Annotated in this window: 20 protein-coding genes; 14 read left to right on the forward strand and 6 right to left on the reverse strand. The window is 49.4% G+C overall.

Annotation, left to right across the window (positions count from 1 at the left end; all coding sequences use genetic code 11):
* Positions 1-70 precede the first annotated feature (70 nt).
* The 4 genes from ACZ5ZZ_RS04295 to ACZ5ZZ_RS04310 all read left to right on the forward strand — a co-directional run bounded on the left by ACZ5ZZ_RS04295 (position 71) and on the right by ACZ5ZZ_RS04310 (position 4,586).
* Positions 71-562: a DUF3015 family protein gene (locus tag ACZ5ZZ_RS04295; protein ID WP_464133715.1), complete on the forward strand. Its 492-nt coding sequence runs from the start codon at positions 71-73 to the stop codon at positions 560-562.
* A gap of 166 nt (positions 563-728) precedes the next feature.
* Positions 729-1,805 (forward strand): PepSY-associated TM helix domain-containing protein, encoded by a 1,077-nt coding sequence (locus tag ACZ5ZZ_RS04300; RefSeq protein ID WP_464141416.1) that lies wholly within the window; start codon positions 729-731, stop codon positions 1,803-1,805.
* A 31-nt stretch (positions 1,806-1,836) separates the two neighbouring features.
* Entirely contained in the window at positions 1,837-3,765 is a 1,929-nt protein-coding gene (locus ACZ5ZZ_RS04305) for an Lnb N-terminal periplasmic domain-containing protein (protein WP_464141418.1), read from the forward strand.
* 8 nt (positions 3,766-3,773) lie between these two features.
* A complete protein-coding gene (locus tag ACZ5ZZ_RS04310; RefSeq protein ID WP_464117984.1) occupies positions 3,774-4,586 on the forward strand; it encodes a methyltransferase domain-containing protein in 813 nt (270 codons plus the stop codon).
* A 6-nt stretch (positions 4,587-4,592) separates the two neighbouring features.
* Here ACZ5ZZ_RS04310 and ACZ5ZZ_RS04315 read toward each other — a convergent pair whose 3' ends face one another.
* The gene (locus tag ACZ5ZZ_RS04315; RefSeq protein WP_464117983.1) at positions 4,593-5,519 is read right to left on the reverse strand and encodes a CorA family divalent cation transporter; all 927 of its coding nucleotides are present in this window, start codon (positions 5,517-5,519) and stop codon (positions 4,593-4,595) included.
* A gap of 99 nt (positions 5,520-5,618) precedes the next feature.
* Between ACZ5ZZ_RS04315 and ACZ5ZZ_RS04320 the strand changes: the two genes are divergently transcribed.
* From ACZ5ZZ_RS04320 to ACZ5ZZ_RS04330, 3 genes are all read left to right on the forward strand, one after another.
* Positions 5,619-6,383 carry an alpha/beta hydrolase gene (locus ACZ5ZZ_RS04320; protein WP_464141420.1) on the forward strand — a complete coding sequence of 255 codons (765 nt, stop codon included), beginning with the start codon at positions 5,619-5,621 and terminating at the stop codon, positions 6,381-6,383.
* 69 nt (positions 6,384-6,452) lie between these two features.
* Positions 6,453-7,991 (forward strand): penicillin-insensitive murein endopeptidase, encoded by a 1,539-nt coding sequence (locus tag ACZ5ZZ_RS04325; protein ID WP_464141421.1) that lies wholly within the window; start codon positions 6,453-6,455, stop codon positions 7,989-7,991.
* A 76-nt stretch (positions 7,992-8,067) separates the two neighbouring features.
* The gene (locus tag ACZ5ZZ_RS04330; RefSeq protein ID WP_464141423.1) at positions 8,068-9,144 is read left to right on the forward strand and encodes a phosphatase domain-containing protein; all 1,077 of its coding nucleotides are present in this window, start codon (positions 8,068-8,070) and stop codon (positions 9,142-9,144) included.
* Positions 9,145-9,175: 31 nt separating this feature from the next.
* Here the strand turns inward: ACZ5ZZ_RS04330 and ACZ5ZZ_RS04335 are convergent, their stop codons facing one another.
* Together ACZ5ZZ_RS04335 and secG are read right to left on the reverse strand one after the other, a co-directional pair.
* Complete coding sequence (locus tag ACZ5ZZ_RS04335; RefSeq protein WP_464133725.1) at positions 9,176-9,982, reverse strand: TonB family protein; 807 nt, start codon at positions 9,980-9,982, stop codon at positions 9,176-9,178.
* A 41-nt stretch (positions 9,983-10,023) separates the two neighbouring features.
* Positions 10,024-10,428 carry a preprotein translocase subunit SecG gene (gene secG, locus ACZ5ZZ_RS04340; protein ID WP_464117977.1) on the reverse strand — a complete coding sequence of 135 codons (405 nt, stop codon included), beginning with the start codon at positions 10,426-10,428 and terminating at the stop codon, positions 10,024-10,026.
* 141 nt (positions 10,429-10,569) lie between these two features.
* On the opposite strand from secG, the gene ACZ5ZZ_RS04345 reads away from it, so the two are divergent.
* Positions 10,570-11,040, forward strand: a complete 471-nt coding sequence (locus tag ACZ5ZZ_RS04345) for a hypothetical protein (RefSeq protein WP_464141425.1) — start codon at positions 10,570-10,572, stop codon at positions 11,038-11,040.
* A 3-nt stretch (positions 11,041-11,043) separates the two neighbouring features.
* Here ACZ5ZZ_RS04345 and ACZ5ZZ_RS04350 read toward each other — a convergent pair whose 3' ends face one another.
* Positions 11,044-11,292 (reverse strand): hypothetical protein, encoded by a 249-nt coding sequence (locus ACZ5ZZ_RS04350; RefSeq protein WP_464133729.1) that lies wholly within the window; start codon positions 11,290-11,292, stop codon positions 11,044-11,046.
* 167 nt (positions 11,293-11,459) lie between these two features.
* On the opposite strand from ACZ5ZZ_RS04350, the gene ACZ5ZZ_RS04355 reads away from it, so the two are divergent.
* Genes ACZ5ZZ_RS04355 through ACZ5ZZ_RS04365 form a run of 3 tightly spaced genes read left to right on the forward strand, consistent with a single transcriptional unit; the run spans position 11,460 to position 14,252 of the window.
* On the forward strand, positions 11,460-12,641 hold the full coding sequence (locus tag ACZ5ZZ_RS04355; RefSeq protein ID WP_464141427.1) for a hypothetical protein: 1,182 nt from the start codon (positions 11,460-11,462) through the stop codon (positions 12,639-12,641).
* A gap of 15 nt (positions 12,642-12,656) precedes the next feature.
* The gene (tmk, locus tag ACZ5ZZ_RS04360) at positions 12,657-13,292 is read left to right on the forward strand and encodes a dTMP kinase (protein ID WP_464141429.1); all 636 of its coding nucleotides are present in this window, start codon (positions 12,657-12,659) and stop codon (positions 13,290-13,292) included.
* A 24-nt stretch (positions 13,293-13,316) separates the two neighbouring features.
* A complete protein-coding gene (locus ACZ5ZZ_RS04365; protein WP_464135179.1) occupies positions 13,317-14,252 on the forward strand; it encodes a DNA polymerase III subunit delta' C-terminal domain-containing protein in 936 nt (311 codons plus the stop codon).
* A 134-nt stretch (positions 14,253-14,386) separates the two neighbouring features.
* On the opposite strand, the gene ACZ5ZZ_RS04370 is transcribed toward ACZ5ZZ_RS04365, so the two are convergent.
* On the reverse strand, positions 14,387-16,912 hold the full coding sequence (locus ACZ5ZZ_RS04370) for a hypothetical protein (protein ID WP_464141430.1): 2,526 nt from the start codon (positions 16,910-16,912) through the stop codon (positions 14,387-14,389).
* Between the two features lie 163 nt (positions 16,913-17,075).
* Between ACZ5ZZ_RS04370 and ACZ5ZZ_RS04375 the strand changes: the two genes are divergently transcribed.
* On the forward strand, positions 17,076-17,846 hold the full coding sequence (locus ACZ5ZZ_RS04375; RefSeq protein ID WP_464141431.1) for a TatD family hydrolase: 771 nt from the start codon (positions 17,076-17,078) through the stop codon (positions 17,844-17,846).
* Between the two features lie 15 nt (positions 17,847-17,861).
* Here ACZ5ZZ_RS04375 and ACZ5ZZ_RS04380 read toward each other — a convergent pair whose 3' ends face one another.
* Entirely contained in the window at positions 17,862-18,740 is an 879-nt protein-coding gene (locus tag ACZ5ZZ_RS04380; protein ID WP_464133738.1) for a S1 family peptidase, read from the reverse strand.
* A gap of 218 nt (positions 18,741-18,958) precedes the next feature.
* Here ACZ5ZZ_RS04380 and ACZ5ZZ_RS04385 point away from each other — a divergent pair, with 218 nt between their 5' ends.
* On the forward strand, positions 18,959-20,548 hold the full coding sequence (locus tag ACZ5ZZ_RS04385) for a beta-sandwich domain-containing protein (protein ID WP_464141433.1): 1,590 nt from the start codon (positions 18,959-18,961) through the stop codon (positions 20,546-20,548).
* Positions 20,549-20,592: 44 nt separating this feature from the next.
* Positions 20,593-21,972 (forward strand): beta-sandwich domain-containing protein, encoded by a 1,380-nt coding sequence (locus ACZ5ZZ_RS04390; protein ID WP_464141434.1) that lies wholly within the window; start codon positions 20,593-20,595, stop codon positions 21,970-21,972.
* Positions 21,973-22,010: the final 38 nt, after the last annotated feature.

The raw sequence follows: 22,010 nt of genomic DNA on the forward strand, positions 1-22,010 counted from the left end.
ACTATTTGCCGTTTGTGTGATTCGAGGACACAATTTTTTCAGGCAAATCCAATATACTTCGGAGGTTGAAATGAAGTTGGTTAAATTTGTTGTTGTAGCAATGTTGGTTTCTGGTGTGGCTCACGCTCAAAAGAAAAAAGGTCTTTTGGAAGAAGCGTCCGGCCAAGGTTATGGTTCTGCAGGTTGTGGCTTGGGTTCTATCGTCATGGGTTCTGGTGGTAATCAGATTCTTGCTGCAACTACAAACGGCACTTCTGGTAACCAAACTTTCGGTATCTCCACAGGGACTTTGAACTGCCAGCAAGATGGTATCTTCAAATCCGGTAAAGAAGTTCCAGCTTTCATCGAAGTGAACAAAGTGGCTTTGGCTAACGATGCTGCTCGTGGTGAAGGTGAGACTTTGGCGGGTCTTGCAAACTTGATGGGTTGTGATTCCAAAGCTATGGGCACAACTTTGAAAAAGAACTACAACAAAATCTTTGTTGAAACAAACATGCAACCTGCTTCTATCGAAGCAAACATCAATGCAGTTGTTTCCCAAAACAATGTTTGTGGTGCTTAATATCTAGATCTCAATAGTTGAGAATCTATCAAAACGCAGTGGTCACCCCACTGCGTTTTTTATTTTCCTGATAATTGGTTTTCATTAGATTTTCAAAATCTCATCAATGAAGAACTAATAAGGTCACTAAGTTGTATATTCACTTTGAAACCGTTATCCAGTGGCCATGAAAAGAGTCGTTCACAAATTCATGTTATGGGCCCACCGCTGGTTGGGGATTGTCATTGGGATTCACTTTGTTCTTCTAGGATTGACGGGAAGTTATCTGGTTTATACCGAAGAAATTGATGCCTTGATGAAGCCTGATCTAAAAGTGGCTTCCGCAGCGCCGGTGGTGCCGGATCTGGATCAGATTGTTCAAAATGCCCGTCAGGGGTTGGGCGTGGATTCCAACCCAATGCGCATGACTATTGCCTCTGAAGATTCTCGCTACAATCACCGCATCATGTTCAACGTTCCCAAAGGGGAACAAAATCGCCGTTTTGTAACGGCTTATGTGGATGCCGCAACCTTTGAATTCAAAGGCTCCGAGGTGTTCAAGGAAACACTGGGGGGATTCTTTTTTGTGTTCCACCATGATTTATTCTCGGGTGGGACCGGTCGCACGATCGTGGCGGTGACAGGGGTTTTAAGCATGATTCTTCTTTTGGGGGGATTGTACTTGTGGTGGCCTGGTCAGGGAAAAAGTTGGAAGCGCAGTCTTCGCTATAACAAACAAAGATCTTTTCTGGGATTCAATCTGGAGCTGCATAAGTTTTTGGGTTTTTATTCCTTGATTCTGATGTGTATTGTGACGTTCTCGGGGATTTATCTGGCAAGGCCGGATTGGTTCTTCCCGCGTGGTCCCGGTGAGGGAGGCGGTCCCGGGGATGGGGGGCCTGCGACTTCAGCGCTCTTGTCTTTCTCTGTCGTGCAGCCGGTGTTGTCTTCTTTGCTGGAAGAAGATCAAATTGCGCAGTTCCGTATTGATATGAAGGACAATAAGCTGATGGGTTTGGCGCGTGATCCGGAGCATGGTATCAGCGGCTGGGAGTGGGATCTGGCCACGGGGGAGCTTTTGAATACCAAGCTGGTCAAGGACCGTGACTTCAGGAAAAAGTTCGGCGACTTGCAGCGAGCCTGGCACGTCGGTGATTTCTGGGGCGAACTGGGAAGATTCCTGGTGTTTGTATCAGGAATTCTGCCGCTGGTGTTTTACTTCACCGGCACCTATTACTGGTGGAAGAAGAAAAAGAAGGCTTGATAAAAATGCATGAACCCACAAAGATGGGTTTATGCGTTGGATTTTCTTAGCTTTTGTTTTGATTTTTGGGGCCTCGCAAGAGGCCTTTTCTGCCTCTGCCGACTGGGATTTAGTACTAAAATCCATTCGTGATCGCCGACTTGGCAACCAGCGGCAGTGGCATAAGCTTTTGCACTTTGAAAAAGATTTTTTCCGTATTCAGGAAAGTCAGATCGACAGTGATTCTTTCTTCTATTCACCCGTCGGGAAAAAGAATCCTGTGGCCGAACTTGAAGCCACGGCACAGAATTTCTTTCAAGGAGAGGCCACTGATGTCAACGATCGCGCACAATGCCGCTTTCCGGCGCGCTATCGCTGGTTGAAGGGACAACTGAAAGATCTCAAGATTCAGTGGCCGGACCTTTCCTGCGAACGCTACGAGGCTTTTGCCAAAGGTCTGCAAGGCGAGTCCGTCTCTTTGGTGTTCTCAAGTTATTACATGAACAATCCCTCTTCGGCTTTTGGTCATACGTTTTTGCGCATTAATAAAAAGCCCTCCGCAAAAGATGGTCAGCGCCACGAGCTTTTGGACTATGGCCTGAACTACGCAGCGGACACAGACACCAACAACGCTTTCCTATACGGATTTAAAGGCTTGTTTGGAATGTTCCCAGGCACCTTCCGCGCGATTCCTTACTATTACAAAGTTCGTGAATACAACAATGCAGAGTCGCGCGACTTGTGGGAGTACGAACTGCGCCTGGGACCTGAAGCCGTCGCGATGCTGGTGGCGCATGTGTGGGAACTGGGACCGGCCCGGATTGATTACTGGTATCTGACTGAAAACTGCTCCTATCACATGCTGAGCATTCTGGAAGCCGCAGATCCGAGTGTGGACGTACTAAGCAAACTGGATCAGTATGTGATACCGGCAGACACCGTGCGTGTTCTCTGGACGAAAACAGATCTGGTGAAGTCCTTCGCTTATCGTCCCTCTGTGCGGGAAGTTTTCTTTGTGCGCTGGAATCGGCTGACAGACAGTGAAAAAGATCAGTTGTCTTGGTTGGCTCATCAAATCACGGTGCAGGATGAAATCGTCTATTCGCAGGAGTTTTTGAAAAGTCCCGCAGCTTCGCAGGCGCGTGTTTTGGACACTTTTATTGACTTCATTGATTTTCGATACTCCAAAGAAGTGCAAGAGGCGAGTCGCGAAGGTCAGTTGAAAATGCGGGTGCTTGGTAAGCGCAGTGAAATTGAGCTGGCTCCGGAAGCTGTGGCGATAAATCCAATGCCGCAAGATCAACCTCACCTGGCGCATCCTTCAGGCCGTTGGGGCCTGGGTGTCAAGCACGATACGGCGGACCGCGATTATCTGTTGTTGTCCCATCGTTTCGCATTACATGATCGTCTGGATCCGGCGTGGGGCTATCCTCGCTATTCCCAGATTTCCTTTTTTGATTTGGATTTTTCCTATGGAGAATCCTATTCCGAACCCGGTCGAAAGAAGTTTGATCTGGAAAACTTCTCGGCCTTTGAGTTGATCTCTGCCAGTGAGTGGACTTCCTTGTTGCCGGAAAACTCCTGGAGATTCAAGTTGGGGGTGGAGCGCACTCAAAATGAAAACTTCAACCCCGTCCATGAGGCCGTGGTTCGTCTGGGTTATGGCTGGACTTATGGTCTTGGAAAGTTTGATTTAACAGCCCAGTTGCAGGGCGAAGTGCATTACGGCGCGACGTTGTCAGAAAACAATTTATGGGGCGGTGCCGGTCCGTTGGTGGATTTGCATTATCAGGTGAACTTATATTGGTCTGTAGAGGCTTTGGCGCAGTACCGCCGCGACTCATCATGGGACCGACAGGACTATCTAAAAACCCAGATTCAGACGCAATGGAGTTTCAGCAAGACTTGGGGACTTCGCGCTGTGTACCGTAACCAGAGATTCCTTGAGGAAAGCAGTCTGCAGCTATTAAATTACTATTGAGGTGTTTAATGGCTGATTTTCCTTACCTGCATGGTTTCACCGCGGAAGAACAAGATCGCCTGCGCAAACAGGCGCGCTTCGGCGAGCATACGGTTTACCAGAATATCAATTTGTCCAATGTAAAGGATTTGCTCGAGGTCGGCTGTGGAGTCGGGGCCCAAAGTGAAATCCTTTTGCGCCGTTTCCCCGATCTGCAATTAACCGGTATAGACCGCAGCACCAAACAACTGGCGGCAGCTCAGCAAAGACTTTCCAGTCTGCCTTTTGCACAAGGGCGTTTTCACTTACAGGAGATGGATGCCACCTCCATGAAGTTCCAGTCGAACTCTTTTGATGGCGCTTTCTTGTGTTGGATTTTGGAGCACGTTCCGGATCCGATTCGTGTTTTGTCAGAGGTTCGCCGTGTCCTGCGCCCAGGGTCCGTCGTGTACGTGACAGAAGTGATGAATGCGTCTTTCTTCCTGGATCCTTATTCTCCGAATGTCTGGAAATACTGGATGGCCTTTAATGAATACCAGCTCGAGCAGCGTGGTGATCCCTTTGTCGGTGCGAAGCTTGGGAACTTCCTGATGCAGCTGGGATACCATGATATTCACACCGAGATCAAAACCTGGTTCCTGGACAACCGCTATCCCCAGGCGCGCAAGGATTGCATCGAGTATTGGACGGAACTTCTTCTGAGTGCCAGTGAACAGTTGATCGAAGCTAAATGTATTTCTGAAGAAGTCGTGCAGGGGATGAAAGATGAAATGGCCCGGGTGGCCAATGACCCGAATGCAGTCTTTTTCTATTCGTTTGTTCAGGCACGGGCTCGGACCTAATTTCGGTCAGAGCTCGTCTTTCTTCAACCAGCCCTTTTTGTAGATCCAGTAAGTGATTCCGATCACCACGAACAGCATAAAGCTGAGCGTGACATAGTAACCGTTGGGCTGATGCAGCTCGGGCATGTTTTCGAAGTTCATTCCATAGACTCCGGCAATGAAGTTCAGTGGCAGGAAGAAGATCGAGAACACGGTCAACACCCGCATCACTTCATTGGTGCGGTACGAAGCCTCGTTCGTCTTTTGTGACATCAGGGAAAGATGCAGGCTTAAGAGTCCGGTGATCTCTTCATAGATGTCATCGGCATAGAAGCTGAGCTTTTCCAGGGGCTCGCGCACCTGTTGAAGATCTCGCAGGGGCAGTTCTTCGTGCTGATGAATTTTGTTAAAGACATCCAGGGTGAACTTAAAAATCTTACGGTACGAAGCGGCTTTGCGTTTGATCTGATAGCCTTCCCGCAGAATGCTTCGGCGTTTCAGGGTGAAAACGCGCTCTTCGATAACATCTGTTTTAGCATCGAGTTCATCCAAAGGGGCATCAAAGCTTTTCACCGTTTGCAGGCAAAGGGATTTGACCAGGGCCAGCAAGGGGATCTGTTCAAAAGCCACTTTGTCTTTTTTGATGTTAATGCATTCTAGGGGGGCGCGATGAATGGTCAGGACAAAGTCTCGTCCGACGAAGAACGCGATTTTGGTGGTTAAAGATTGAATGGTTCCGGCCTTGGGTTTTGCCGTAGCATCGTGGTGGCGCAGAATGAAAAAGCAGGACTTTTCAAAGAACGTGCAAGAGGGGAGATGTTCCGGATCCAGACAACTCATCAGGGCATTTAAAGGGATTGGAAACTCTTCGGCCAGCTTTAAAAGTTCCTCTTGCGAAGGAGCTTCGCAGTCTACCCACTTATAGTCTTGCCATTGATGTTCAAATCGTTTCATGATTTCAGTATGACAAAGTTTTCCAGGCTTCGCCGTTTCTTTTTCGGATGCATTGCGACGATATCTCTGACGGGATGTCAGTCGTTTTTTTATTATCCAATGAAAGAAAAGCTTTTTGATCCGGCCAAGGTCAAAATGCAGCCAGAGGATGTCTTCCTAAAAACCCAATCGGGCAACACGGTCCATGGTTGGTATTTTGCCTCTGCACAAAAAGACAGTCGTGGCACGATGCTATTCTTTCATGGCAATGCGGAAAACATCACATCACATTTTTTGATGTTTCATTGGTTGCCAGCCCAAGGCTACAACTACTTCATCTTTGATTACCCCGGTTATGGTCTTTCTGATGGCAAACCCAGTCCGGAAAGCACCGTCGAAGCGGGGATAGCCGCTGCGGAATGGTTGCATCAGAAAAAAGATTCTCGTCCTTTGATTATTTATGGCCACAGTCTTGGGGGGATTGTGGCATTGAAGACCGCTGAAGAAATCAAAGACCGCATTCCCGTGCGCAACATTGTGATCGAAGCCAGTTTCCGCTCTTATAAGGGTATGGGCCGTGATGTCTTAAGTCGTCGTTGGTGGACATGGCCGTTGCAGCCAATGACTTATCTCGCTTTAAGTGATGAGTATGCCCCGGCCTCGCTAAGCCAGTTTTCACCGATTCCGATGCTGTTTATAACAGGGTCCGATGACAAGGCTGTTGAGCCGGAAAACACCCACAGGATGTTTGCAGAAGCGGCGGCCCCCAAAGAGATCTGGGTGATCCCCGGGGGACATCATGGCGACCTTTACGAGCTGGGCAACAGGGAGCTGCGGGAACAATTCACGTCCTATCTATCTAAAACTTCGACAGTCCTGAAGTAGCGGGTACTGTTTAATTTCAATACAAAGTGCGTCTCCTTTGGGACACGTTTTTGCAACGTATTCGGCAGGATGAAGTACTTTACCAAGACACTCACCATTTTAGTTTCCTTTGTTATGATGACCACCGGTTGTGCGCCGGATTCCCGTGAGCAGGGTTCTGAGGTGAAAACCACCTACGAACCCGCCCAGCCGAATATTCAAGATGAAGAAGGATACAAAGTCGTTCGTGGCTCAACCCGTGTTCAGGATGTGAGTGTGAACTTCGATTCCACCACCAAAGGCATGACCTTGAAGGGGCGTGTGGAGTTTCTTCCCGTACGAAGCAAGACCGTGCAGACTGTGGATCTGAATCTGGCGGGTGTCCTGGATGCAAATGGCTTTATCGTGTTAAAACCGATGAACCTTGCACAGGCGCAGTCCGAGTCCTTGAAAGTGGCCGCCAAAGCCACTTGTTTAAGTGAATCCGGTGACTGCCGTTCGTCTTTCATTGATATCTATGTGTACCACAATGACATCGTTTATCATCATCAGGTCGAGTCCATTCAGGATGATCTGACAGCCGCTGATCCAGAGGAAGAGCAGCTTCCAGAGGAAGACTTGGAAACCGAAGGCGGTTCTGATGATGTGGAAGGTGAGCCAGGCCGTTACGTCGGTGACGTTGTGGATGATATCGAAAAAATTCTGGAAGTCAAAAAGCCGGAAGTGAAAAAAGAAGAGCCTAAGAAGGAAGAGCCAAAGCAGCAGGAGCCCAAAAAAGATCTGCCAAAGCCAGAGACTCCGCCGCGCAAAGAAGAACCTAAAAAAGTGCCACCTAAGACGGAAGCTCCTCCTAAAAAAGAGGAACCTAAAACAGCTCCTCCCAAAAAGGACGAGCCTAAGAAGGAAGAACCCAAAAAAGAGGAACCAAAGCAGGAGCCCAAGGAAGAGCCTAAAAAAGAAACCCCTGCGGTGGGACCCGTCATCAACAAGGTCAGTCAGGCCATCGGAGCTGTGAATGCTGGTCGCTTGGAAAATGCGGCTAATATGCTGGTGTATGAAAAGAATCATCAACCGGCAGGTTTCCACGTGATCCGTCCGGAACGTAAGGCTCACTTTGCGACCAATGAGCTGGCTTACATCATCGTCCAAATGGCAAATCTTACGAAAAAGGATATGCCTGGCTATGAGCTGCCCATCGGCGACTTGTCCCGAGAAAAGGGTGGGAAGCTGGGACGTCATAAGTCCCACACCAACGGTCTGGATGCGGACGTGGCTTTTTATTTCGACAATAAGAATTTGCAAGGCGCGTTCACATCTGCTGTGACCATTAATAAACCTCATCCGAACTGGATGATGAAGCAGCAATGGAAGCTCTTTAAGGAAGTTGTTAATACTCAGTTGATCGATCGTATCTTTATTCACGGGACTTTGAAGAAGGCCCTGTGTGAACATGCGATTGCCACGGGAGAGCTTAAAAAAGGCGATATGCAAAGCCTGGCGGCGCAAACCCTGCGTCGTCTGATCTCTGAAAAAGACCACCACAATCACTTCCACCTGCGTGTGAAGTGTTCGAAAGCTCAAGTCCGCTGCCGTCAGATGGCGGAGCCGGTAAATACAACGGGTTGTTAGCGCGGCTTTTCATCTGGACCTTTTTGACTAGCCGTGTTTGCTTGCTCTATTGGCTTGGCTGCTTCAGAATCTTGGTATGGCGGATTGGCGTGATCGAAGTGAGATGAATGGGGATGTGGTGTTCTTTCGGTATGTTTCCGAAGGGATGGAGAAAAGTCACGAAGAGGTCTTTTTGTGGGATCTCGATAAGACTTATCTGGATACGACCATCGATTCTTTGTCCGGGTTGATGACAACCATTCTGGAGCGGGCTCTCAATAAAAAGAACATTCCTGGGACCAATGTTTTGCTGCAGTCTCTTTCCCAATTCCGCAAGCAGCAAAAAGGTTACATGTATTTCCCGATCTATTTCATCACGGCGTCACCTCCGCAGATGGAAGAGCGGATCTCTGAAAAGTTCGCACTCGACAACATCCGGCCGTTTGGCTGCTTCTATAAAGACAATCTGGCAAATCTTCGCCCGGGGCGGTTCTGGCGCCTGACCAAGCAAGTGGGTTATAAGCTGCAAGCCCTTTTGCAGTTGCGCACTCGTCTGGCTGAAAATGTCCGTCAGATTTGCTGGGGTGATGACAGCGAAACCGATGCCATCATCTATAATTTGTATTCGGATATTTGTTCGCGCCGATTGGGGCCCAGTGATATCCGTTCGATCTTGGAAAAGCTCAACGTCACAGGCGAGCAGGTCAATACGATTCTGGAGCTGCAGGCGCAGATTCCGGAAAACGATCCGGTTGAAAAGATCTATATCAATCTGGCGACAGACACGGATCCTGATTATTATCTTAAATTTGGCCGCCGTACCTTGGCGACTTACAACACTTTCCAGGTGGCTTTGGATCTTTATCAGGATCATCGTTTGAATTTGGAAGCCATCTACAGCGTGGTTCAGGATATGGTCTATAACTACGGCTATACTCCGGAAGAATTGATGAAAAGCTTCGACGAATTCATTCGTCGTGGGGTTCTGGGCGAAAGAGCTTACCTGGAGATTCGTCCGTTCTTTATCGAAAAAGGTCTGCTGCATTCTTCTTACGAGCCCAGCGTCGCGCCACTGAAAGAAAAGCTGGTGGATGAAGGGCACGTCTATGAGATGGAGGGCGTGCATGAACCCTGGATTCCTGATCGCATTGATTACATCCATGACTACCGCTAGAGGTATGGCGTGAGGTTGCTAAACAATAGCGCTATTCGAAGCGCAGCGGGAAGACGGTTGAAATCGGATCGCCACCGAAGGTTTTAAACTCCACACGGCGAATCGCTTCCAGCAGACATTTTTTAAAGGCCGGGTCGTTCAGATTGCTGCTGGCAATATCGGCCTGATGAACCTTGCCGGTTTTTTCAATTGTAAAGCTGATGGAAACCTGTCCGACCACGCCCGGTGTTTTTTGTAGCAACTGGGTGTAACACTTAAAGAACGAATTGCGATGTGTGCGCAAGGTGTCCTGAATAAACTCCGAGGTCAGGCCTTCGGCTTTCACCGCCGGGGAACCCGCAACTTCAGTCTCTGCCGGGGCCAGGTCTGGCAAAGTTTCCGTCGGAGCTTGTTTTTTGTAGTTCATTTCATAATCGGTGGCGGTCCAGCGAACGCCGTCTTTGGAAATATAAACACTGCCTTCGCGCCCGTAGTTTTCAACCTGAACATCGCCGCGCTTGATCACCAGAACAATGCGTTCGTTTTCTTCATCCAAAGTGATGAGCGAGTTTTCCAGAATGCGGATACGATAGGCCGAATCAAATTCCATCGTGGCATCGCCATCCACACTGGTTTCAACCGAATCCAGGGCGAACAGGGTGGATTTGCGAGTCAGGGTTTCCTTGGAAGTCATGTTGTTGCGAAGAACAAAGACTTTTCCCAGATTCAATTCAAGACGGGCCAAAGGGCGTGCGCCAGGTTTGCTTTTTTCAGTTTGTGAAGCGATGAAGAGAGAAAGTGCGACGCTTATAACGCCAATGATAATCAGAGATGGGATCAGCCAGTTGTTCTTCGCCATAGAGAAACTATAGCGAAGAACCTGTAAGGAATGTACTAAAATTACTTCTGAGCAGGAGCTGCAGTCGCAGCAGGGGAAGCGGCTGGAGTTGCCGCTTCAGCAGGAGTCGCAGCAGGAACAGCGGCCGCACCCGCAGCAGCGTCAGTTCCTTCAGTTGGGAAATGCTCTTGAGAAGGGGCTGTTGGCAGCGGAAGGCTATCAACAACAGATTTAGTTTTGGAAGAAGTCATTGTCGCCAAAGCCAAGCAAGTCACTGCGAAGATGATGGCTGCCCATACTGTCATTTTGCCAGCCAAAGATTGTGCGCCAGTTGCACCCAACAAAGAGTTAGAACCGCTGGAACCACCCATGCCCAAAGCTCCGTCGCTTTTTGAGTCTTGGATCAAAACCAAAACGATCAAAACGAGAGCAACGATGATATGCAAAACGCCGATAAATGTAGTCATTTTCTGTAATCTCCCAAAGACCCCCAAATATATGGATATTGAAGGTTTTCGTCCACCCCAAAGTGACCCAATCCTAGCGACTTGATGCGCATAGTCATGGGTGTGTTGAGTCTCGCGGCCTTCCCGGTCACCATAGAGTCTATGAAAAAGATCAGCTTTGTGATTTTATGCCTGTTTTTTGGGCTTCTTGGGGGATGCACTTCTCAAGAGGGAAAAATTGAAAAGAAAGCTCAGGAGCTGGGAGAAAGAAAGTTTCAGGAGCTTCTGCAGCAGGAAGCCGATGAAAATATCAAACAATCCGATTGGCTGAACAAAGCTTATTTAGAGTTTATGACGGAACGATCCGAAGTTATGGTCAGTGAAGTGAAATTGCAAAGCCAAACCCGGGCCACGGCGGCTGTGATCGTGAAAAGTTATCCGGTTTCCCTGCGCCGGACTTTGGCGAAGATCGCCGGGGGCATTGAAAACTCACGCAGTCGTCGCTTTAATTTTAGCGAGGCTTTAAGTCTGGTGGGCCAGCAAACCGGCGGCACGGCAGAAACTGTCGAGCAGCCTTTGATCACCTACAAGTTCAATAAAACATCCGCCGGAACTTGGGTGGTGGAGTTTTAATCCTTACCAGATTCTACCGGGGCATTTTGCAGTGAAAGTGTCATAGCGAAGTGTGTAGGCGCAGCTCTTGTTGCGAGCCTCATCACGCAAACCATCACAGTAAGCATTCAACGAGTTGAAAGTCTGTTTCCCGGTGTCGCAGCCGTTATAGCTGAACTGATAACTGAAGCTTTCGTCTTTGCTTTCCGCAGAGCAGGCAGCCAACATCCATAGAGTCCCAAGAATCATCAAGGCTTTCATAAATTCTTTCATAGTGGGAGGAGACTTCCAGAAGCTTCGGGGACCGTCAAGGGTCGGCTGAACCAAGGACAGAGCAGGCTTGGGCTCGCTGTCTAAGCCCTAAACAGAGAAAAATAGAGGAATCAAATAGTTAGCAATGTAAAACACCGGGTCTTGGGTTTGCAACTGCCGCCCTTAAGATGAAAACTCTACTTGGTTCCCTTTTGTTGGCGTCCGCTTTGTTAGCTCCTTCCCTCCCGGCGTGGGCTGGTCTGTCGTCTTCAATTGAGACAGTCGAAACCGAGGTCATCGAAACAACCCTGGAAAAGGTGCAGGCTTCAGAGCAAGCCGAACGCCTGCGTATTCAGATCGGTCAGGGCGAGCGGGAGCGGGTTTTCGAGTTCGAAACAACACCGGACCGCGAGGCGATGAAAGAGGCCCTGGGACTGAAACTTCCAGAGAAAGTCAAAGCCGAGATCCTGGCCCGTGGTGGTTCGATTGAAGAAGCCGATCCGATGAAAGCATTTGAAAGTCTGCCGGCGGATCGCCAGAGGAAGTTTCAGGAAATGCGTGTTCTCTTCCTGACCAATGCTGCTCGTATTTTGAACGCCACCAAGTTTGTCTATGGGGCGGGCAGTGTTGTCGGTGACGGTCTGAATTTCGTTAAAGTAAAAGCCAAACAAGCTATCGGTAAAGAAGTGGAAGCTGAAACTCGTGTTCAGCGTTCGTTCCAGGTTCGCAGTCACGAGGCCGCTCAGGCGATCTTGCGTGGTTTGGATTATAAGCTGTGGTCACAAGCTCCACTGGTGATTGATTCCAATGAATTTGGTCTGAGTATTTCTGCGGGTATTGTCGCCGAAGCCGGTGTCCTTCATAAAGGCGGCGGTGGCGCCCAGGAAGTGGGTTTTAGCTTGGCATACAATAAAGCCCAGAAGGCCTTTGTGTTTGAACTGTTTCATAATTCAGAACGCTTTGATAACTCGAAAGCGGCGGTGACGGTGGCCGGGATCGTCGGCAAAATGGGTGTGAGCATGGGACGCAGGCAAGGGGCTGAAACCCTGAAGGGCAGTTCATTTTATCCTCCCGCGATTCCGGGTTACAGCACTTCTTCGCCAGAGTTTTTCGCGTCTGGATTAAGCTCCAGCCTGGGGTTTCCGCCTCCGCCTTTCGCAGATCTTTTGACCTTTACTAACCGCTTTGAACGACATTCTTTGATCCGCATTACGGTGTCCCCGGTGGTTCCTGGCTTTATTCGTATCCAAATCGCCGATGTTCGCGGCGGAATGCAGCTTGTTGCGATGCGATTTGTTGACGTCTATCGTGCAATATCTGAAAAAGTCCACTTGGGCGGACGCCGCGCGTGCGGCCCCGTATTTAACTAGATATTGCGGTGCGAAATGAAATTTCTGGTATTCGAGGGGCTTGATGGCTCCGGCAAAAGTTCTTTGATGGCAGCTTTGGAAAAAGAGCTGCAAAAACGCTCCATTGAGTTTCATCGCACGCGTGAACCTGGTGGGACCCCGCTGGGTGATGAAATCCGCCACATGATTTTACGCAAAGAAGGCCCGGCCCCCACGCCGCGCACGGAATTGCTGCTGTATGAAGCCAGCCGTTCCCAGCACGTCGATCAGGTGATCCGTCCGAAGCTGGCTCAAGGATTGTGGGTCTTGTGTGACCGCTTTGCTGCAAGCTCTGTCGCTTTCCAAAGTGGTGGGCGTGAAATTTCTGAAGCTGATGTGGTCATGCTGAACAACTTTGCCACCAGTGGATTGAAGCCCGATGTGACAGTGCTTTTGGATCTTCCTGTGGAAGAAAGCCGTCGCCGTCGTCAGGGCCGCGGGGCTCAGACGGGTGAAAGCGAAGACCGTATCGAGTCTGAGGCCGACACTTTCCATGAAAAAGTACGTCAGTCCTTCCTGCAACAAGCTCGCGCTGATGAGGCCGCGTGGTTGGTTCTGGATGCGCGTGAAACTCCGGAAGTTCTTTTCAAGCAACTTCTTCAGGCTTTGGCAGACAGAAAAATTTTGAACTAAAAGGAATTGCAACCTGTGGCACGTATGCTCGATTTCGTCCTGGGACATCAGGAGACAATCAAAAAAATGGTAGAGTCTTTCGAAAACGGAAGACCGGGCCAGACGTTTTTGTTTGTCGGTCCCGGAGGTATCGGCAAAAAACTGACTGCCATGGGGTTTGCACAGGCTCTGCTTTGTCCTTCCAGCAAGCGGGGCTGTGGCAAGTGCCCGTCCTGTTTCCGTATGTCTCAAGGCAGTCACGAGGGTTTGAAAGTCATTGCTCCGTCCGGGGCGAACATTAAGATGGAACAGGCCAAAGAGGTTCTGGAATTCCTAAGCTTGAAAAGTCTGACGGGCAATCGTGTGATCATCATTGATCAGGCGCAGACCCTGAATCCGCAAGCCGCCAACTCTTTGCTGAAAACTTTGGAAGAACCGCCGGAAGGCACCTTCTTCTTTTTGATTGCGCCAAGTGTGGCGGGGATTTTGCCAACGATCCGTTCGCGTTCCCGCATTGTGCAGTTCCGTCCATTGACTCAGGAAGATCTGGGCAAAAAAGTGAAAGCTCCGACCTGGGCTTTGAAGGCCGCCGGTGGCAGCTTTGAAAAGCTGGCGCAATTGCAGGAAGGTCCCGAACAGGAAGTGCGCGAAAAAGCGGTTGAGATTCTGACGTTGTTTATTCAGGACAGTGATTTTCTGCTCAATGAACTATGGCGTACAGAATTCAAAGACCGCGCCCAAGGTCAGCGCATGATTTCTTACTGGATCGGCTTTGTGAAAGACGCCATCTGTCTGCAAGAGGGTGCAAAGACCCAGATCGTGAATCTGGATCAGGCTCCGTTGATTAAATCCCTGGCAGAACTCGATCGTCAGTATCTGCTAAGACTTGTCCAAAAAGCTTTGCAAGTAGAACAAGCCTTCGGCGCCAACCGTGACCCGCAATTGGTTGTGGAAGAGTTTTATATTTCCACGCGTCCTTAGTTATTTTAATTGGAAAAAACAAGCTCACCGACATTGATGCGGTTGTAAAACAAAAAGGACCGCCCTGCGGCAGTCCTTTTTGTTTTTCGTGAACTTTGCGACGCCCGCGATTCTATCAAGGGCTTTGCGAAAGCTTATTTCTTATTAATCGACATGAACAGCACCATGTTCTTACGGTTGAAGTCGCGGAAGGCGCAGATGCGTTCAGAGTGGTTCAAAGCCTGTTGCATTTGTTTGCTCACTCCTTTGTCGTTCAAGTGGCTGTTCAGTCGCTGATCGTAGGACATATCGTAGCCTGTGACGCCTTTGAACGGGGACTTCAGGACGGTGCCGTTACAGATCGTTTTCAAAGCTCTTTGATCGTTAAAGGCCAAAGCCTGTACACACAGTTGCGCTTGCAGGTAAGAGGACTCATCGAACTCACTCTGCGGTGACGTCGTACCAGTGCTTTTCAACGGATAGCGGTCCGCATGTTTGAAGTAGTACATGTAAATGCCCAAAGCAGACGTCGGATTCGTGATAAGATCCCAGTCATCCTTCATAAAGTCCAGCATCAGACGGTGAGTTGAGTCCACCATCGTGCTCATGCGGCCCGTGCGACCGTCGCTGACGCGTTTTAGCGTTGCGATGTTGGCAATGATGTTGTCCTTTAAAAGTTCTTCCAGAGCTTCCAGATTTCCTTTGTTGATCTTCAAAGCCATGTTCAAGTCAGACTGAATGTTGGCTGGATTCCCGTTATACATTTGCAGCATACGGTCCAAAGCCGCCATGCCGGCCTGGATGAAGATCTCTTTTTGCTTCTCTGTGAAGTTTTCCTCTGACTTCAAGAGCTGGATATAGTCCTGATAAACGAAGTTCACCAGGCGGTTTGCCAGGAAGCCAGAGCGAGCCTGCATCACCATGAATTCATCAAAGACCGTGTTGATCAGCTTTTCTGCTGCTGTCGCTGCTGACTTGATGTCCTCTTCCGTCAAGTTACGAGCATTCACTTTCGATGCAAAGGTTTTACCGATACGCTCGACTTCATCAAAACTGTTCAAAATACGGCTGATACGGGACTGGGTGTCCATGATTGTGGATACCACAGAGGCATCGCCGGATTTTTCCACGCGCACCTTCACGATATCCAGATAGTCATGGATCACACGCAAGCTGTCCTTCACGGTGTAGTTTACATCCGTCAGGGCTTCGTTCACCAAAGCCTGCTTATCAACGATGTACCAGTTGCTGAAGTAGGAAATAACCGAGATGTTGGCTTCGCGCCCCAGATCCTGCATGTTGCGACCGATCGTTTCAGCCAAGGTCACCGGGTCTTGGAATTGTTTAAGCTCTGTATAGTGGGCTTGTAACCAGGCGTCGGCTGAAATCGGCATCATACCCACGGCTTTACCAGCCACCTGGTCAGGGACCTCATCCATTCCGATCAGGAAGAACGGAATTTTCAGCGGAGTCTTATTCATGGTGAAGAAGTTCGTACGGCCTTCACCGCGGAAGCCTTCACCGTTGATCATGGCTTCGGAAATTGTTTTAACCAATTTCACCACGGCATTTTGTTTGGCTTCCAAAGACGGAAGCTGTTTGATGGTCATCAAAGTGGAGTTATATGTTCCCAGCAAAGTCTTTAGACCTTTATAGAAGTCTGCTACTTCCTGCTGGATGCGGTTTTGGAAGTCTGCATCGGTCGGAAGTTTCGGGTCTACCCCGATCTGGATCTTTTGCATCCATTTGGTGATGTTCGGAATGTGGGTATTTAGAACGTAATGACCCAGGAACGGATTTTTTGCATCCACTTTGCTGCCTTTTTCCTGGCGCCATTCGATATTGTTCATGCCATCTTTGAATAAACTCATGGCATCGCGGGCCTGACAGTAGGATTCACTGGTGACTTCCATCAAACAGGACATGGAAGCCAGGAATTCCTGTTCGTTGAGTTTTCTTAGAACTTTTGAAAATTTGCGTTCGCGCACGACGCTGGAAAGTTTGGACACTAGGGTGGCCATCTGACTGCCTGTGGAATCCTGTCCAGAATCCGCAAAGGCTGTCGCCACCTGAATCGTGGAGGCCAGGAAGTTACCCATCACTTGCTGGCTATCGCCCATCAAACACTGATCCAGTTGGGGAAGGCTGTCGACGACTTTATTGAGGATGCCGATACCAGCTTTGGTGCTTCGTTGAATTCTTTCTCCAAAATCTTCCAGGCGACTGGACATGTTTTGCGCCATGGCAGTGCTGGCGTTGTCAGCGCCCACTTGGGCGGAAAGGGTTGCGCCTTCAATCGATCGATTCATCATCAGTTTCATGACCTGATTTTTCATCTCAGGACTGCTGGTGGCAAAAGTGCGCAGAGCTTCGATTTCGGCCGGGATCTGTGACAGACGGGCCGAGCGCTTGGGGCTGTCAGAGACGTTTTTAACCTGTCCTTGAAGTTCGTCGATAGCCGCTCGGGTGGCATTTCCCAGAGCCTGACAGTTTGGATCATCTTTTAACTGCAAAGTGATTTTGCGTAAATTCTGTGTGGCGGAAAGAGCATTCTGAGTCCAAACCCCTTGGGAGGCACAAGCTCCACCGAACGCATAGGCAGAACTCAGTCCGCTGGCTTCCTGGGCTTGGGCCGCGAGGCTGGAGGAAACGAGAATAGCGCTTATAAAGGCCTTTTTCATAATGCTCCCTGATGTCTCAGAATGAGACTCAATAAATAAAAATTCACTCAGAGTCCTTAAAAGCAAAGGCTGGGCCTGTTTGTCTGTAATATAGGGGATCTAAGCAGGCCTGGTGACAAAACAGGCTAGACAGTTGTTAGAGGTGTTGAATATACTGCGCCCCATGGAATGGATTGATATTCACGCACATTTGAACATGCTCGAAGAGGGTGTTGACGCCGCTATTCAAAACGCCAAAGCCGTGGGCGTGAAGAAGATCATCACCATTGGGACCCAGCCCGAGGATCATCCTATCGTCCTGGACATCGCCCGCAAATACTATCCCGAAGTGTACTGTACCCTTGGGGTTCATCCGCATGACGGAGGCACCTACACCGAAGCGGCAGGGAAGTTTATTGAAGAGCACGTCAGCGAGCCTTGTGTGGTGGCTGTCGGTGAAATCGGACTGGACTATTATTATGACAATTCCCCGCGGGATCTGCAGAAAGAAGCCTTCCGGGCTCAGCTAGAGATCGCCAAACGCACCAAGATGCCTGTAGAAATCCATACGCGGGATGCGGAAGAAGACACGATTGAGATTCTAAAAGAGTTCAAAGGTGAAGTGAATGGTCTGATCCACTGCTTTACGGGGACGGAGTGGCTGGCGCGTCAGGCTTTGGACGTCGGATTTAATATCTCTATCAGTGGCGTTGTGACTTTCAAAAGTGCCGACAGTCTGCGTGAAACCGTCAAAATGCTGCCGCTGGATCGCATTCATGTGGAGACGGATTCTCCCTTCCTGGCGCCGATTCCAATGCGCGGAAGAAAGAACACGCCGGCTTATGTGCTTCACACCGCCAAGTTCGTAGCGGATCTCAAGGGGATCAGCCTTGAGCAACTGTGTGAGCAGACCAAAATCAATGCGCTAAAGATGTTTCCAAAAATTCAGTGGTAGTAAAACACCAAGAGTTTACTCGACAAACTCTTGGGACATGCTCAGCAGTTTGGTGCGTGTTTTTGCAATCCATCCGGCAAATGGTGCGACCTTCGTGGCCTGACCAATGCCTTTGCAGCTGCTGAAGCCGTTAGGAAGTTTTTTACCCAAGACGGCCGAATTCACGCCGATCACCTTCAGGGTTCCCCCTTCATGAAAGAACTGTGGTCCCCCAGAATCGCCCTGGCATATAAAGGACGGCACTTCCGAGTTCAGCCAGTAGCGATCGGCAAAGCGGCTGTAGGTGCTTTCAACCTTCATGATTCCTTTGTGGAGCTGACCGATCGAGGCCCACGAATCCTCCCCCGGACGCCCGGTGTAGTCTTTCGAACGCCCATATCCATAGACATAGACCGTTTTGTTCGCATAGTTGGCCTTGGTGTCCATGTCGATATCCACATAGCCATAGCCTTCGGGGATGCCCCCCTGGAAGGTGGCCACTGCAATGTCATGGTCATAGCGTAGGGTGGAGTTGTAAGTGCCATGACGCTGGTAATTCAAACCTTTGCGGGCGACCGAGTTGGAGATATCGTAGTTATTCGTAAAGCGCACATCAAAGCCTGCAAAACCCTTGATACGACTTTCATCAAAGCAGTGGGCTGCAGAAAGAATCGTCTGAGGCCCGATCAGGGTGGCCGTGCAGAAACCCAAGGATTGGCCAAAACGATTTTTGATATCAAGTAAAACCACACTGCGAGCCGCCTGGCTGGCGCGCTCATATATAGGTGTACCACCTATAATATCAAATGAAGAACTTTCGTTGGAACTCGATAACGACGCAGAGTTCGGGCTGCAGGCTGTTGCGCCCAGAACAAGGGACAAGATGACGGCGGCAAGCAGTGGAAGTGCTTTCATATAATGTGGCTCCTTGATGAATCTCCAATTGCTATCTTGAGAATAGTCTGTTTGCCCGTTGCGGTTATGTAAACTGCAAAAAGACAAAAAGGGGCAAGCTGACAAACTTCTGATCAACTTCTTTTTTCGAACGCGGAATTAAGTGGAACTCATTTTGGTATGTACCTTGCTTTAGGGAGGTTGTTCAAAAAATGAGTTACTTGATGGGAGTCCTTGCTATGGAACGTAGGTTAGTGGCGACGGTGCTTTTGGCGCTGACAATGATGCAGGCATCTGCCTATGCAGAAGTGATTTCTGATTTGCCTGTGCCCGGAGAGTCCGGCGAGATGGCAGTCACTGAAACCGTGACCACAACTCAACAACCCGGTCCAAAAACTCCACCACCTCCTGTGACGGAAGATGTAAGTCGTCAGTACACGGGACAGGTTCAGGTCAATGAGCTGTCCCGCAGAAAAGACGGAGAAATTCGTAAGGTTACTTTGCGTGAACCTATCACTTTGCAGAATCTTGAAATTAAAATTTTGAAGAGCCGTTTGAAAGTTCATGAAGTGACCTTGCTTCTGGCCGGTGGACAGCGAGTGGACGTGCGAGAACTACGCAATTCTGCTGTCGCCAACACGGGCACCACGCTTTCTTCCGGGAACCTCAATGTCAGTGAAAGAGTCACGGCGATCGAAATCCGTGCAGAGTCCTATGGTGTGGAAAGTGATCTGTTGCTGACAGCAATGTCTTATGCTGGGGCGCTGAATATGACGGCGCAAGGGCCGGCTGTGAAATCATCCACACCGGCACCACTGCCGGCCCCGGGTAACCACACGGAAGAGCTGGCTGTGATCCGCGTCGGTGACAAAGTTCATTTTGACAACGGCAATGACTATGTTGGTCAGGTGGTTGAGATCTTTGAATCCGGCAAGGCGCGTGTAAAATTTGAGGGCTATTCTGAGCCATCCATAATAGATGTCAAGAACCTGGGGCGTTCCGTGAATTGTAAAAATGGTCTTTGCGTCGGGGACCGGGTTCTGTTCCAGAGTTCCTCAAATAGCTATGTTGGTGTGATCACGATGTCGTTTGCTGATGGCAAACATCAGGTGCGCTTCCCGGGTTACGGTTCTCCGTCTTATATCAGATCAGCAAGCCTCAAAAAGTCTGTGAAATGTGCAGACGAGATCTGCAGCGGAGATCGCGTGGTCTACAAAAGTGGTTCCAATCATTATGCGGGCACAGTTCAGGAAGTGTTTGCCGGTGGTCAGGCTTCAGTTCGCTTTGATGGGTATTCCGGCAATGATTACGTCACCACCCAGAGATTGAACAAGAATAAATCCTGCGCTTCGGGCATCTGTGTGGATGATCGCGTACTTTATTACAACGGCAGCAACCACTATTTGGGGCGCGTGGCCGAGATCTTCGGTGATGGTTCAGCCAAAGTTCGTTTTGATGGCTACGGTGGTTATGACTACATCAAAGCCGACCGTTTGACGAAGCCGGTTTCTTCTGTTGGTAGCTTCTCTGTGGGAACAAGAGTTCTATTCGCGGGCAGCAGTGTGTACGTTGGTACTATCCGAGAGATTTTTGCCAATGGCACAGCGGCGGTGCGCTTTGATGGTTACTCTGGCAGTGATTACATCGAGACCAAACGTTTGGGGCACGCCATGAATTGCTCCGGTGGGATCTGTGTTGGAAATCGCGTGATCTACAACAATCAGTACACAGGCACGGTCAGAGAAGTCTTCAGCAATGGATATGCCTCTGTGAAGTTCGACGGATACAGTTCCGTGGACCATGTCGCGATTCGCAATCTGGTGAAGTAGTTTTTTAAATAAACATTGAAACGATTTGATAGGGAGATAAAAATATGGAACGTAAGCTTGTAACGGCAGTTTTGCTGGCACTGACAATGATGCAATCTACAACTCACGCCGAAGTCATTTCAGATCTCCCGGTGCCTGGGGGCTCTGACAGTCAGGTTGTATCCACAACTGTGACAACAATTTCATCCGGACCAAGAACTCCACCGCCGCTTCCGCCGCCGGTGTCCAATCAGCAGCAGGAACGCTCTGGTGCTGTTGTCATTAACAGTTTATCCCGCAAATCCAATGGAACGACTTATCGAATTTCATTGTCACAAGCGACTGTGTTGAGTCGCCTTGAGCTGCAGGTTCTTAAAAGCCGTCTGAAGGTTCACTCTGTGAAGGTGATCACTGAGCGTGGTCAGGCGCTGTCTGTGCGGGAGCTGACGAACACAGGCGTGCTGAACTCCGGTACTGTTACATCATCGGAAAACCTGAATCTGTCAGATAGAATCACAGCTATTGAAATTGTGGGCGAGTCCTATTCCGCAGAAGCTGATATCCGTTTGATTGCCTTTAGTATGTATTCCAGTCCTCAAATGACATACCGTCCAGTGTTTGTGGAAAACGGCAATGGGGGGCACTCTGGCTCCGGTTCCGCCGAGGTTTGTTCTGCCAGCACGCGCGGTGATAATTTGATTAAAGAGCGTCTGGATGCAATCGCGTTGTGGAGTCGCCGAATGGATGCCGCACCTGGTGGAAGTACCCAGGAAAGTTTTGCCGCCAAAGAGCTGGATAGATATGTAAATGATGTTTTGTCCATTCTGCAAAACAATCACAACCAGTTGTCTTTGGCTTACATGCAGGAATTGTTTAAGTTCTATAATCAGAAGTACAATTCCGCTCCATCAGGCAGTCGTCCCGAGGCTGTGTATGCGAAGCTCGCTCGCGGCTTCAGTGATGCCAGTGTGAAGGTCATGAATCGCGAAATGGACTGCACGATCGCGAGAATGAATGGTTCCTCCGAGCAGATTCTGAATATGCTGACAGGCTACATCGCAGCCTATAACAGAGCTCCTTCGGGCAGTCGTGAAGAAGACAACTATCGTAAACTGATCGTGGCGGCGAAGGCTAAAGTCATTCCGGCATACGAAAAAGAGCTGGAAAGAAAATACAACTTCCGTCAGGTCGTGGCAGAGCTGGAAAATTTCGTGGCGAAATACAACGCAGCACCTTCTGGAAGTATTTCCGAGGACGTGTATCGTCAGATGATTTTGAAAGCGCGTCATCGTGCCTTGGATATCCTGAAAAATCAGGTGTCTTCCATGAATGCAGAGCAAAAGTATTCTTTGATAGAGGAATTTGAAGGCAAATACCGCCGAGCTCCATCCGGCAGCATCGCCGAAGGTTTTGCCCGGGATGTTTTGGCGGTTGTTAACAGATAATAAGGAGGGGACTGGTCCGGTCCCCTTTTGACACTGTT

It is taken from the genome of Bdellovibrio sp. HM001 (genome assembly GCF_055397275.1).

What these genes read in the sequence shown, in the direction of transcription:
- ACZ5ZZ_RS04370 (WP_464141430.1), bottom strand. Translation starts at nt 16,912, where the DNA reads ATGAAAAAGGCCTTTATAAGCGCTATTCTCGTTTCCTCCAGCCTCGCG.
- ACZ5ZZ_RS04335 (WP_464133725.1), bottom strand. Translation starts at nt 9,982, where the DNA reads ATGGCGAAGAACAACTGGCTGATCCCATCTCTGATTATCATTGGCGTT.
- secG (WP_464117977.1), bottom strand. Translation starts at nt 10,428, where the DNA reads ATGACTACATTTATCGGCGTTTTGCATATCATCGTTGCTCTCGTTTTG.
- ACZ5ZZ_RS04380 (WP_464133738.1), bottom strand. Translation starts at nt 18,740, where the DNA reads ATGAAAGCACTTCCACTGCTTGCCGCCGTCATCTTGTCCCTTGTTCTG.
- ACZ5ZZ_RS04325 (WP_464141421.1), top strand. Translation starts at nt 6,453, where the DNA reads ATGAAGTACTTTACCAAGACACTCACCATTTTAGTTTCCTTTGTTATG.
- ACZ5ZZ_RS04315 (WP_464117983.1), bottom strand. Translation starts at nt 5,519, where the DNA reads ATGAAACGATTTGAACATCAATGGCAAGACTATAAGTGGGTAGACTGC.
- ACZ5ZZ_RS04375 (WP_464141431.1), top strand. Translation starts at nt 17,076, where the DNA reads ATGGAATGGATTGATATTCACGCACATTTGAACATGCTCGAAGAGGGT.
- ACZ5ZZ_RS04385 (WP_464141433.1), top strand. Translation starts at nt 18,959, where the DNA reads ATGGAACGTAGGTTAGTGGCGACGGTGCTTTTGGCGCTGACAATGATG.
- ACZ5ZZ_RS04390 (WP_464141434.1), top strand. Translation starts at nt 20,593, where the DNA reads ATGGAACGTAAGCTTGTAACGGCAGTTTTGCTGGCACTGACAATGATG.
- ACZ5ZZ_RS04355 (WP_464141427.1), top strand. Translation starts at nt 11,460, where the DNA reads ATGAAAACTCTACTTGGTTCCCTTTTGTTGGCGTCCGCTTTGTTAGCT.
- ACZ5ZZ_RS04345 (WP_464141425.1), top strand. Translation starts at nt 10,570, where the DNA reads ATGAAAAAGATCAGCTTTGTGATTTTATGCCTGTTTTTTGGGCTTCTT.
- ACZ5ZZ_RS04300 (WP_464141416.1), top strand. Translation starts at nt 729, where the DNA reads ATGAAAAGAGTCGTTCACAAATTCATGTTATGGGCCCACCGCTGGTTG.
- ACZ5ZZ_RS04365 (WP_464135179.1), top strand. Translation starts at nt 13,317, where the DNA reads ATGCTCGATTTCGTCCTGGGACATCAGGAGACAATCAAAAAAATGGTA.
- tmk (WP_464141429.1), top strand. Translation starts at nt 12,657, where the DNA reads ATGAAATTTCTGGTATTCGAGGGGCTTGATGGCTCCGGCAAAAGTTCT.
- ACZ5ZZ_RS04320 (WP_464141420.1), top strand. Translation starts at nt 5,619, where the DNA reads ATGAAAGAAAAGCTTTTTGATCCGGCCAAGGTCAAAATGCAGCCAGAG.
- ACZ5ZZ_RS04305 (WP_464141418.1), top strand. Translation starts at nt 1,837, where the DNA reads ATGCGTTGGATTTTCTTAGCTTTTGTTTTGATTTTTGGGGCCTCGCAA.
- ACZ5ZZ_RS04310 (WP_464117984.1), top strand. Translation starts at nt 3,774, where the DNA reads ATGGCTGATTTTCCTTACCTGCATGGTTTCACCGCGGAAGAACAAGAT.
- ACZ5ZZ_RS04330 (WP_464141423.1), top strand. Translation starts at nt 8,068, where the DNA reads ATGGCGGATTGGCGTGATCGAAGTGAGATGAATGGGGATGTGGTGTTC.
- ACZ5ZZ_RS04350 (WP_464133729.1), bottom strand. Translation starts at nt 11,292, where the DNA reads ATGAAAGAATTTATGAAAGCCTTGATGATTCTTGGGACTCTATGGATG.
- ACZ5ZZ_RS04295 (WP_464133715.1), top strand. Translation starts at nt 71, where the DNA reads ATGAAGTTGGTTAAATTTGTTGTTGTAGCAATGTTGGTTTCTGGTGTG.